At 66.4% G+C, this 12095-nt stretch carries 11 protein-coding genes; 10 read left to right on the top strand and 1 reads right to left on the bottom strand.

The annotated features are described in order from the left end of the window. From AC04MI_RS19355 to AC04MI_RS19310, 10 genes are all read left to right on the top strand, one after another. On the top strand, positions 1 to 199 hold a 199-nt coding region (locus AC04MI_RS19355; protein WP_476498454.1), incomplete at its 5' end, for a YebC/PmpR family DNA-binding transcriptional regulator. Between the two features lie 84 nt (positions 200 to 283). Then, positions 284 to 580 carry a DnaJ domain-containing protein gene (locus tag AC04MI_RS19350; RefSeq protein WP_015014301.1) on the top strand — a complete coding sequence of 99 codons (297 nt, stop codon included), beginning with the start codon at positions 284 to 286 and terminating at the stop codon, positions 578 to 580. Continuing rightward, positions 577 to 1152, top strand: coding sequence for a hypothetical protein (locus tag AC04MI_RS19345; protein WP_056746082.1), 576 nt, complete (start codon positions 577 to 579; stop codon positions 1150 to 1152). The genes AC04MI_RS19350 and AC04MI_RS19345 overlap by 4 nt, the downstream gene beginning before the upstream one ends. Positions 1153 to 1157: 5 nt before the next feature. Further along, on the top strand, positions 1158 to 1919 hold the full coding sequence (locus AC04MI_RS19340) for a hypothetical protein (RefSeq protein WP_056746672.1): 762 nt from the start codon (positions 1158 to 1160) through the stop codon (positions 1917 to 1919). A 169-nt stretch (positions 1920 to 2088) separates the two neighbouring features. After that, positions 2089 to 3381 (top strand): hypothetical protein, encoded by a 1293-nt coding sequence (locus tag AC04MI_RS19335; RefSeq protein WP_436077494.1) that lies wholly within the window; start codon positions 2089 to 2091, stop codon positions 3379 to 3381. 341 nt (positions 3382 to 3722) lie between these two features. After that, positions 3723 to 4829, top strand: coding sequence for a GGDEF domain-containing protein (locus AC04MI_RS19330; RefSeq protein WP_436077493.1), 1107 nt, complete (start codon positions 3723 to 3725; stop codon positions 4827 to 4829). 164 nt (positions 4830 to 4993) lie between these two features. Next, the gene (locus tag AC04MI_RS19325) at positions 4994 to 5632 is read left to right on the top strand and encodes a DUF1569 domain-containing protein (protein WP_436077492.1); all 639 of its coding nucleotides are present in this window, start codon (positions 4994 to 4996) and stop codon (positions 5630 to 5632) included. Between the two features lie 228 nt (positions 5633 to 5860). Continuing rightward, positions 5861 to 6931 carry an HlyD family secretion protein gene (locus tag AC04MI_RS19320; protein ID WP_436075283.1) on the top strand — a complete coding sequence of 357 codons (1071 nt, stop codon included), beginning with the start codon at positions 5861 to 5863 and terminating at the stop codon, positions 6929 to 6931. Beyond that, complete coding sequence (gene rbbA / locus AC04MI_RS19315; RefSeq protein WP_476498453.1) at positions 6895 to 9699, top strand: ribosome-associated ATPase/putative transporter RbbA; 2805 nt, start codon at positions 6895 to 6897, stop codon at positions 9697 to 9699. The genes AC04MI_RS19320 and rbbA overlap by 37 nt, the downstream gene beginning before the upstream one ends. A gap of 1 nt (position 9700) precedes the next feature. Next, positions 9701 to 10834, top strand: coding sequence for an ABC transporter permease (locus AC04MI_RS19310; RefSeq protein WP_436077489.1), 1134 nt, complete (start codon positions 9701 to 9703; stop codon positions 10832 to 10834). Positions 10835 to 10899: 65 nt separating this feature from the next. Here AC04MI_RS19310 and AC04MI_RS19305 read toward each other — a convergent pair. Then, positions 10900 to 12095: amidohydrolase family protein (locus AC04MI_RS19305; RefSeq protein WP_476498452.1), on the bottom strand; the 1196-nt coding region annotated here is incomplete at its 5' end.

The following is a 12095-nucleotide window of genomic DNA, read 5'->3' as shown; positions in this document are numbered from 1 at the left end:
CACCGACCTTGACCTTGTCAGCCGCGCGTTGCCCGCCCACGGCTTCACGGTGCTGTCCGCCAAGCTGGGGTACAAGCCCAAGAACCCGGTGAACCCCGCCAACCTCACAGCTGAGCAGCTGGAGGAGGTTGAGAACTTCCTGGCGGCCATCGATTCGAACGACGACGTGCAAAACGTGTTTGTGAGCCTGGGTGGTTGATGTGCGCGCGCAGGCGCCGACACAGGTGCTGAAGAGGGTGCCGTGGATGGCGCCCCTGGCTTTGACGGACGGACTGACTGTTTCATGACTGCTGACCACTACGCAGCCCTTGGGCTGGCGGCCAACGCGTCGCTGGCGGACATCAAGAAGGCTTTTCGCCAGAAGGCCTCGTTCTACCACCCCGACCGCAACACGGCGCCCGACGCCGCACAGCGCTTTGCCGAGGTGCAAAAGGCCTATGAGGTGCTGTCTGACGACGACGCCCGCCAGGCCTATGACGACAACCGCCGCCGCAACCTGCTGGACGACCCGCTGCAGACCGCCCAGGAGATCTGGCAGGCCTACAGCGCACGCATTCTTTCTCATCCTTCCGCCCTGTGAAACTTTCTCCCTATTTTTATGACCTGCGCTCGGCCTACCAGGCCGAGCTGGACGACCTGGTGTCCGACTCCGAGGGCAACGACGTTCTGCGCAAGCGCCTGGCCGAAAAGCGCAACGAGATGGCGTTTTTGGTGCAGATGATGGAACTGGCCCCCGAAATGGTGGCCGTGGTCTTTCACCGGGGCTTTCGCTTTACCAAACCGGCTGCACTGGAGCATCTGTTGGGCTTGCCGGTGAACGAGCTGCCCGACTGGCACAGCCTGACCCATGCCGTAGCGTTGGAGCCCTGGGCAATGAGTCTGGCCCAGACCGTGTTGCGCGAGCCCCAGGGCGCACGCTTTCTGACGGTAGCCGCCGGCCTGGAATACCTGCAACAGCACGCGCGCCTGGCTCCGGCTGCAGCGTCGCATGGCGACAGCGATGCCGAGGACGATGGTGAAGATGCCGCCGAACACGACGATGACTACAGCGCCCTGAGTGCCGACGACGCGGTGGACCCGCAAAACAGCCGTACGCGCGAAGAGTCCAGCGCCAACTGGCTGGCCGATGTGGGCTTTGAGCGCAAGGAATGACGACCATGAGCAGCAGCAACCAACACCTGGCCCTGATCACCAAGACCACCAGCCTCATTGCGGCCGGTGACATCGTGGGCGCCGAGTCGGCGCTGGCCGAACTGGCCGACAGCGATGGCGACGGCGCGCTGATGGTGGTGCTGGACCAGCTGGCGCCCAAGGACATCCTGGCCGTGATGCGCGAGTACGACGACTCCAAGGCGTCCGTGGTCAACATGCTGGTCACGCCCGAGCAGTTTGCGCGCGCGATGGTGCTGGAAAAGCAGTACAAGGACCTCACCCACACCCACCTGCGCAACATGGTCAACGCCGTGGTCTTCCGCGACGATGCCGACCCGGTGGAGTTCCTCACCGCGATTGGCGACCTGGAGGGTGGCGCCGAGGCCCTGGCCAACTACTTTGCCGAAAAGTGGAGCCGCATCGAGGCCTTTGCCCGCACCGGCACCTTTGACGCCACCGAAGACTACGGCGTCACACTGAGCGACGACGAGCTGCTGGCCTCGGGCTATGTGCAGCCGCGCATCGACCTCGATGAAGTGGCCGACCGCGACTGGATGCAGATGGCCTGGCTGCTGCGCTATGAGTGCCGCGACCTGTTCATCGAGATGCTGCTGGTGCTGCGTGCCAAGGCCCGCGCGTTTGACCAGGGACTGGAAGAGGGCGAAGAGACGTCCGAAGAAGACGATGGCAAGTTCGAGACCAGCGAAACCGACCGCGGCAAGGCCACGCCTGCCGCACGGGCTTCCGACGAAGAGTCTGCAATTTAGTGAACAACCCCCTGAGGCGCTTCGCGCCTTCCCCCTTCTCTCGAATGGCTGTGCCATTCGGGAAGGGGGACACCGCCAGCGCGGCGGGGCTGCCCTTGCGCGGCGGTCCTGGTATGGGCCGCGCCAGTTTCATAGCCCATGAGCAGCGCGAAGCGCGATAGATTCAGACATGACCGTGCCTCCCACGCCTTCCTCAATTTCTGCACCAGTCGCTACTGCCAATGCCCTGCAACTGCACGACGCGCGCCCTTTCTTTGAAAAAGCGCTGGTCTACGGCGTGCAGCACGGCCTGATTGACGCGGACCGGCTGGCGGCCATCAATGCCGATGCGCCCAAGGGCATGGTGCAGATCGCGCGTTACTTTGGCAGCGAGTTTCTGCGCCCGGAGATCGAGAAGGCGCGGGACCGCATGGTCAACCTGATCAGCCTGTACCTGCTGGAGACCACAGCCGGTGATCTGGCCAAGGCGGCGGTGTCGCTGCGCGACAACTCCTTTTTGTCGCGCTCCAAAGGCGGCTCGGACATGCTCAAGCGCCTGATCGCCATGCCCGAGAGCAGCAACTTCGGCATGGGCGGCTATGCGGATGCCGAAACCCCACTGCTGGCTGCCTGGTCGCTGCGCAGCCATGCCGACTACCGCGCCGAGCTGGCCCGCCGCAGCCACATCGCCCAGGCCATCGCCGCCGCCGAGTGGCTGGCCGCGCAGTACGACTTGGATACCGACGAGCTGGAAACCGCCGGGGCCGACGCCGAGGCCGTGATCCGCACAGGGCTGCTGATGCAGGCGCTGAACCCCAAGGCCATGGCGGCGAGTGAGTGGCCCAGCGCCCCGGTGTTTGAAAAGCTGGTGACTGCACTGCGCAAAAAGAAGGCACCCCTGCCGACGGCGCTGCGCCTGCCCCCCGGCGTGCCGGCAGAGCTGCGTGACGTGCTGCAAGCCCAATGCGCCACCGTGCTGGCCGACCTGCCCAAGCTGCTGCAATCCGCTGCGCCGCTGCGCACCCTGCTGCGCCCCATGGGCGCCTTCAGGGCAAGCTACTTCCTGCTGGACGACCCTCTGGCCGAAGTGGACAGCTTTCACCGCAGCCTGGATGTGCTGGAGGACGACGATGAGCCTCCACAGCCTGCCAGCAAGACATGGACCAAGGCGACCGGGGGCAACGACGATGAGCACTCGCTGCTCACGCTGTTTCTGTGCCTGGCCGCCGGCGCGCCCAAGAAGACGCTGCTCACCGAGAAAACCGCCGCCAGCCTGGTGCGCAAGATCCGCAAGTCTGGCCTGCAGCCCGAGCTGGCGTCTGACTTCATTCGCAGCCACGCGGCTGCCGCCTTCCAGCAGGACTACCTGGCGCTGTGGTCTGGTTTTGTGCAAGACGCGCAGGCCACGCTGACCAGCGACCGCGACTACCAGATGCACGATGCGCTGGCGCTGCTGCGGCGCGAATGCCACGTGGTGGGTTGACAGGTGCTCCCAACGGCCACGTGAGGAGGTATGGCCTGAGGGGCTCCAAGCGCCGGCTGAAGCACTGCATTGCTGCCCGCAAAGCGTCGCGGGGCAGTCAATGCTCTCGGTTACCATTGTTAACGTTGATAGTCATCTCACAGCCGGCAGGCGATAGCAGCCGGGCGTTGAGCGATGGCGTCGCGTTGTGAACCCCACTCCATCGCCTGCCCGTACCCTCTGTGCACAGCCCCACCCTCCTTATCGTCGCGGCCATTCTTGCAGCGCTGGTCACTGGCGTTTTGTCCGCGGTGTGGCTCTTCAACAGACGTATTCCGGGACTTCGCCTCTGGGCGCAGGCATTGTTCTGCGCCACTGTGTTCTGCATCAACCTGTTGCTGCGCGACCATGTGCCTCTGCCGTTGTCTGTCGTGCTGGCGCAGTCTTCCATTGCTTTGACTGCATACCTGTGCCTGCTGGGCGCACGCGAGTACATGGGCAAGGCGCCCCTGGGGCATGGTGTTGCCGCTCTGGCCTTGGGGCTTCTGCTGGCGACAGCCTTGTTTTTTACCCTGGTGAAGCCTAACGTGCAGGTGCGCATCGTGCTGACGGGTCTGGTGCCAGGGGTGATATTCATTGCGGCTGCACACACGCTGGCACGTGGCGGTTTTCGCAAGGTACCCGCACGGTACCTGTTTGCGGCCACGGTGGGTGTGCACGGTGCCTTCTTGCTCGTGCGGCCCTTATTGTTCAAGCTGGCCGCACCCGCCGAAGGGGCGCAGCCCGAGGCGGGCATAGTGGCTGCGCTGTCGCAGTTTGTGGTTCTGGAGTCCACCCTCGCTGTGGTGCTGGTGGCGTTCGGCGCGTTGATGCTGACCAATGAGTTCATCACCAACGAGCTGCGCCACCTGGCCGAGGTGGACCCGCTGACCAATGTGTTCAACCGCCGCGCGTTTCTGACCTTGTTGGACAAGGCCATCAGCAACGCCCAGCGCACGCAGACGACGTTGCCCGTGCTGGTGATGGACCTGGACCATTTCAAGAAGGTCAACGACAGCTGGGGCCACCGCGCGGGCGACGATGTGCTGCGCCATTTTGTGATGCTGGCCCAGCGCTGCCTGCGCAAGGAAGACGTGATGGGCCGCCTGGGGGGTGAGGAGTTCGCGATCTTCTTGCCCAATGCAGGGGCCGGTGGTGCCATTGCGGTGGCCGAGCGCCTGCGCGCCATGGTAGAGGCACACCCTGTGGTGACCGAGCAGCGCAGCATTGCGCTCACGGTGAGTGTTGGCGTCACCCTGTGCGCGGGCAGCGAGTCGGCGGGTACGGCCTTGCAGCGTGCGGACGAGGCCATGTACCTGGCCAAGGAGCGAGGGCGCAACCGGGTGGAGATGACGGTGGCCCCAGCAGCGCCCTTGGTCCCCGTTACTGCAACCCCCGCGCCGGCCGCACCAACCACCCTGGCGGCCTAGGCGCAGCGGAGCGCCGGGAAGGCGCCCAGGCCTTGCAGTCCTGCACCATGGCGGGCTGTGTCGGCTGCCCGACCCTGGTGATGGCCGCAGGGGGCACAATGCAGGCGCTGCCCGGCACAATCAACGCTTTCACACCACCCCCGGTGATGCGGGCAGACAACCCCATGGCAGTTCCACCCCCTTCTGGCGCACCCAAAGTCGCTACCCCCACAGCCACGCACCCCTCGCCCTCTGCGCCGCCTGCAGCGCCCGACCGGAGGGCGTTTCTGGCCATCGGCACGGGGGTGGCGCTCGCAGCGGCTGGTGCTGCCGGGTATTTTCTGCACCAGCCGGACAACGACAGGCAGCTGGTATTTGCCACCCTGCACGATGCGATGCGCGAGGCCGAGCGGCTGAACGCAGTTTCCGTCCACGCGCTGGAACCTGCCACGGCCTGGACCTGGGCACAGACGCTGGTGCATTGCGCACAGAGCATTGAATACTCGCTGCAGGGTTTTCCGTTGCCCAAATCTGCGCTGTTCCAGAACACCCTGGGGGCTGCAGCTTTCAAGGTGTTTACCCTGCGGGGACGCATGAGCCACAATCTGGCAGAGCCTATCCCGGGCGCACCTGCGCTGGATGCGCAGGCCACGGACACATCGGCCGCCATGGCCCGCCTGCGCCAGGCGGTGCAGGACTTTGCCATCCACACGGGGGCGCTGCAGCCTCACTTTGCCTATGGTGCACTGAGCCGGTCGCAGTACGAGCAAGCGCATGCCATGCACCTGGCCAACCACCTGTCGGCCTTTGAAGGGCGCGGGTAGGGCAGTCTCCGGCAACCGACGCGACGCCTCTCAGAACCCGCAGCGGCTAGCTTGTGTCGCATGCGGAAGCCCCGCGCAATTGCAGCGAAATTGATGCAAGTCAAGCGAGGCGGCTGGCCACGAGCAGCCCATGAAGGCGCTGCGCTTACGATGCATTTTGAGGTGAGGCGCCTTTGCTGACGTGACTGGAAATGCGCTCCTGCCTCCGCATCAAAAGGGATCAGAGCCATGGGCAGCAAGTGGAAAATTTATGCGGCCGCCGCAGCGCTGTTGTTGCTGGGCACCGTGCTGGTCGTGCGGTGGGCGCCCTGGCAGCCCAAGGGGCCCGGCCCCGGGTTTGTGAGCGGCAATGGCCGCATCGAGGCCACCGAGATTGCCGTGGCCACCAAGCTGGCGGGGCGTGTGCTCGATGTTTTGGTGGCCGAGGGCGATTTTGTGAAGGCGGGGCAGCCCCTGGCCCGCATGCAGATCGACGGCCTGCAGGCCCAGCGCGAAGAGGCCGTGGCCCGGCTGCAGCAGGCGCAACTGGCCATCAGCAGTGCCCAGGTGCAGGTGGCCCAGCGCGAGAGCGACTACCAGGCCGCCTTGGCCGTGGTGGCCCAGCGCGAGAGCGACCTCGACACCGCCCGCCGCCGCCTGCCGCGCTCTGAGCAGCTAGCGCGCGAAGGCTTTTTCTCCAGCCAGTTGCTCGACGATGACCGCGCCAAGGTACGTAGCCAGCAGGCCGCTGTGACGGCTGCCAAGGCACAGGCCAAGGCCGCACAGGCGGGCATTGGTGCGTCGCGCACGCAGGTGACCAGTGCCGAGGCCAATGTGCGTGCGCTGGAGGCTACACTGGCGCGCATTGATGTGGAGCTGGCCGACAGCGAACTCAAGGCGCCGCGCGACGGCCGGGTGCAGTTCCGCGTGGTGCAGCCCGGCGAGGTGGTGGGCGCAGGTGCGCGCGTGCTGCAGCTGGTGGACCTGAGCGACGTGTACATGACCTTCTTTTTGCCCGAGACCGTGGCGGGCCGGGTAGCACTGGGCAGCGAGGTGCGCATCGTGCTCGATGCCGCACCGGGCTTTGTGATCCCGGCCACCGTGTCGTTTGTGGCCAGCACCGCGCAGTTCACGCCCAAGACGGTGGAGACCGCCAGCGAGCGCCAGAAGCTCATGTTCCGCGTGCGCGCGCAGATCGACAAGGCGCTGCTGCTGCGCCACCAGGAGCAGGTCAAGACCGGCCTGCCCGGCGTGGCCTGGCTGCGGGTAGACCCCGCCGTGGAATGGCCCGCCAACCTCGCCATCAAGGCGGACCAGTGAGCCTCCCCGGCGGCGTTGCACCCGTGGCCCGCCTGCGTGGCGTGGGCCAGCGATATGGGCGCACGGTGGCGCTCACAGACATCGATTTGGAAGTGGCCGCAGGCCGCATGGTGGGCCTGATCGGGCCGGATGGCGTGGGCAAGTCCAGCCTGCTCGCGCTGGTGGCGGGCGCCCGTGCAGTGCAGCAGGGCACGGTAGAAGTGCTGGGCGGCGACATGGCCCAAAGCCGCCACCGCAGCCGGGTGTGCCCCCGTATCGCCTACATGCCTCAAGGGCTGGGCAAGAACCTGTATCCCACGCTGTCGGTGGAAGAGAACCTGCAGTTCTTTGGCCGCCTGTTCGGGCACGACGCGGCCGAGCGTCGCCGGCGCATCGATGAACTCACGCGCAGCACCGGTCTGCACCCATTCCTGGCGCGGCCYGCGGGCAAGCTCTCGGGCGGCATGAAGCAAAAGCTGGCCCTGTGCTGCGCGCTCATCCACGACCCCGACCTGCTGATCCTSGACGAGCCCACCACCGGCGTGGACCCGCTGGCGCGCGCCCAGTTCTGGGACCTGATCGGCCGCATCCGCGCCGCCCGGCCGGGCATGAGCGTGATCGTGGCCACGGCCTACATGGAAGAGGCCCAGCGCTTTGAATGGCTGGTGGCCATGGACGAAGGCCACATCCTGGCCACGGGCACGCCTGCCGAGCTCATGGCCCGCACTGGGCACGATGCGCTGGAGCAGGCGTTTGTGGCCCTGCTGCCCGAGGCCAAGCGCCGGGGCCACCAGGCGGTGCAGATTCCGCCGCTGGACAGGTCGCAGGCAGACGACGCGACCAACGTGGCCATCGAGGCGCGCGACCTCACCATGCGGTTTGGCGACTTTGTGGCGGTGGACCACGTGAGCTTTCGCATCCAGCGGGGCGAGATCTTTGGCTTTCTGGGCAGCAATGGTTGCGGCAAGTCCACCACCATGAAGATGCTTACCGGCCTGCTGCCCGCCAGCGACGGGCAGGCCTGGCTGTTTGGCCAACCGGTGGACCCCAAGGACATGGCCACGCGGCGGCGCGTGGGCTACATGTCGCAGGCGTTTTCGCTGTACAGCGAGCTGTCGGTGGAGCAGAACCTGGTGCTGCATGCCCGGCTGTTCCACGTGCCCGAGACCGAGGTGCCCACGCGCGTGACGGCCATGCTGGAGCGCTTTGACCTGCAGGCCGCCCGCAGCGCACTGCCCATGAAACTGCCCCTGGGCATGCGCCAGCGCCTGTCGCTGGCCGTGGCCATGGTRCACCAGCCCGAGCTGCTGATCCTGGACGAGCCCACCTCGGGCGTGGACCCGATGGCGCGCGACAACTTCTGGCGCCTGATGGTGGAGCTGGCGCGGCGCGACAAGGTCACCATCTTCGTCTCCACCCACTTCATGAACGAGGCCGAGCGCTGCGACCGCATCTCGCTGATGCACGCGGGGCGTGTGCTGGAGAGTGCTGCGCCGCAGGACATCGTGGCCAAACGCGGCGCCGCCACGCTGGAAGAAGCCTTCATCGGCTACCTGGAAGATGCTGCGGGCACGGCCCAGGCTCCTGTGTCCGCGGCGGCTTCGGGCACGACTGCGCTATCGCCGGTGTCCGTGCCCAACACTCCCACCTGGCCCACCCGCCTGCGCCAAAGCCTGGCCCGCATCCACAGCACCCAGTGGCGCGAGGCACTGGAGCTGCGCCGCGACCCGGTGCGTGGTGCCATGGCGCTGCTGGGCTCGCTGATCCTGATGTTCGTGATGGGCTACGGCATCAGCATGGACGTGGAGAACCTGCGCTTTGCCGTGCTGGACCGAGACCAGACTGCGCTGAGCCGCGCCTACACGCTGAACCTGGCGGGCTCGCGCTACTTCACCGAGCAGCCGCCCATCACCACCTACGCCGAGCTGGATGCACGCATGCGCTCCGCCGAAATATCGCTGGCGCTGGAGATCCCGCCCGGCTTTGCACGCGATGTGGCACGCGGCCAGCCCGTGCAGATCGGCGCCTGGGTGGACGGCGCCATGCCCCAGCGGGCCGAAACCGTGATCGGCTATGCCCAGGGCCTGCACCAGCAGTGGCTGGTGGAGCAAAGCCGCAGCCGCACAGGCACCGTGCCCCGGGGCCTGCTGGAGGTGGAGCCGCGCTACCGCTACAACCCCGACGTGCGCAGCCTGCCGTCCATGGTGCCCGCCGTGATTCCGCTGCTGTTGCTCATGCTGCCTGCCATGCTCACGGCCCTGGCGGTGGTGCGCGAGAAGGAGCTGGGCTCCATCATCAACCTGTATGTCACGCCCACCACGCGCACCGAATTCATGCTGGGCAAACAGCTGCCCTATGTGCTGCTGGCGCTGTTTAATTTTGGCCTGATGTGCCTGGCGGCGGTGACGGTGTTTGGCGTGCCGATGACGGGAAGTTTTGCCACGTTGACATTGGCCGCCGTGGTGTTCAGCCTGTGCTCCACGGGCATGGGCCTCCTGGCCTCCACCGTCACGCGCAGCCAGATTGCGGCGATGTTCTTTGCCATGGTGGGCACGATTATTCCGGCCGTGCAGTTCGCCGGGCTCATCAACCCCGTGTCGTCCATGACCGGCTTTGCGCGCTGGGTGGGCGAGGCCTACCCGGCCAGCCACATGTTCACCATCAGCCGGGGCGTGTTCAACAAGGCGCTGGGCCTGCAGGATTTGCAGGCCGAGTTCTGGCCCATGCTGGTGGCGGTGCCGGTCATCGTCGGTACTGCGATCTTGCTGTTACGCAAGCAGGAGACCTGACATGGCGCTGCGTGGACGGTGGTCGAACATCTTTCGGTTAGGCATTAAGGAGCTGTGGAGCCTGTGGCGCGACCCGGCCATGTTGTTCCTCATCGTCTACACCACCACGCTGGCGGTGTATTCGGCGGGCATGGCGCAGCCCGAGACGCTGCACCACGTGCCCATTGCCATCGTGGACGAGGACGATTCGGCGCTGTCCCAGCGCATCGCCACCGCGTTCTACGCGCCCCAGTTCACACGCCCCGCCATGATCAGCATGCGCGAGGTGGACCCGGGCCTGGACGCTGGCCGCTTCACGCTGGTGCTGCACATCCCCGCCCATTTCCAGCGCGATGTGCTGGCGGGCCGGGTGCCGCAGGTGCAGCTCAACATCGACGCCACGCGCATGGGGCAGGCGTTTGCAGCCAACGGGGCGGTGCAGCAGATCGTGCAGCTGGAGGTGGCCGAGTTTGTGCAGGGCGACCGCGCCGTGGCCGCCCAGCCCATCGAGCTGACGGTGCGCTCGCGCTTCAACCCGGCGCTGAACCCCGCGTGGTTTGGCTCGCTGATGGAGTTGATCAACATCGTGACCATGCTCTCCATCATCCTCACCGGCGCCGCGCTGATCCGCGAGCGCGAGCATGGCACGGTGGAGCACCTGCTGGTCATGCCCGTCACCCCCGGCGAGATCATGCTGGCCAAGGTCTGGGCCATGGCGCTGGTGGTGCTGGTCGCTACCTGGGTGTCGCTCACGGCGGTGATCCGCTGGGCGATTGGTGTGCCCATCGAGGGCTCGGTACCGCTGTTTCTGCTGGGGGCCACGCTGCACCTGTTTGCCACCACGTCCATGGGCATCTTCATGGCCACGGTGGCGCGCAGCATGCCGCAGTTTGGCTTGCTGATGGTGCTGGTGATGATGCCGCTGCAGATGCTGTCGGGCGGCGTCACCCCGCGCGAGAGCATGCCGCTGTGGGTGCAGTACGGCATGGCCCTGGCGCCCACCACGCACTTCACCGAGCTGGCCCAGGCCATCCTCTATCGGGGCGCGGGCTGGGCGGTGGTGTGGCCATCGCTGGTGTGGCTGCTGGGCATTGGGGCGGTGCTGTTCAGCCTGGCGCTGGCGCGGTTTCGCAAGACCATTGCGCGCATGGCCTGAATGCAAGGATGACTTTTTGCTATCGAATATATAGCTGCAAAAGCATTATCCACTAGCGCTTGGGGCTAATTCGATGCGAAATCCACGCTGCCAGGCCGCCCGGGCAGGTGCAGTTGCGCCACGGGTGCCGGGCTGCTGGCCAGCCGCTGGCCGCGCCGCCACACACCCAGGCGCGTGGCCCGCAGGCGGATGGCGTCCACCGGGTTGCGCGCATGCAGCAGCACCAGGTCGGCATGGCAGCCGGGGGCGATACCGTAGCCCTCCAGCCCCAGCAGGCGTGCCGGGTTCACCGTCACCGCATCAAAACACTGCCGCATCGCAGCCTGGCTGGTCATCTGGCCCACATGCAGGCCCATGTGCGCGGCCTCCAGCATGTCGGCGCTGCCGCCGCTGTACCAGGGGTCGAGCACGCAGTCGTGGCCAAACGCCACCGTCAGGCCCGCAGCCATGAGCTCGGGCACACGGGTCATGCCCCGGCGCTTGGGGTAGGTGTCGTGGCGGCCTTGCAGCGTGATGTTGATGAGCGGGTTGGCCACCACGCCCAGGGCGGCCTCGGCCATCAGTGCCATCAGCTTGCTCACGTAGTAGTTGTCCATGCTGTGCATGGAGGTGAGGTGCGAGCCCGTCACGCGGCCCTGCAGGCCCAGGCGCTGGGTTTCGTACGCCAAGGTTTCCACGTGGCGCGAGTGCGGGTCGTCGGATTCGTCGCAGTGCATGTCCACGCGTTTGCCCCGTTCGGCCGCCAGTTCGCAAAGGATCTTCACGCTCTCGGCCCCTTGGGCCATGGTGCGCTCGAAGTGCGGAATGCCGCCCACCACATCCACACCCATGTCCAGCGCGCGTTTCAGGTTGTCGAGCCCGCCGGGCGCACGCAGCACACCGTCTTGCGGAAAGGCCACCAGCTGCAGATCCAGATAGGGCGCCACGCGCTGTTTCACATCCAGCAGGGCCTGCACGGGCAGCAGGCTCGGGTGGCTGGTGTCAACGTGCGAGCGGATGGCCAGCAGCCCGCGCGCCACGGCCATGTCGCAGTACTGCAGCGCGCGCTGCACGATGGCGTCGTGTGTCAGCGTGGGCTTGAGTTCGCCCCACAGCGCAATGCCTTCGAGTAGGGTGCCGCTCTCGTTCACGCGCGGCTGGCCGTAGCTCAGGGTCGAATCCATGTGGAAATGCGCGTCCACAAACGGCGGGCTGACCAGCAGGCCACCGGCGTCCACCGTCTCATGCGCGGGGGCTTGCAGGCCTTCGGTCACTTCGGTGA

Source organism: Acidovorax sp. LjRoot204, assembly GCF_056175785.1.
This window is presented reverse-complemented; position numbering and strand designations above follow the sequence as displayed.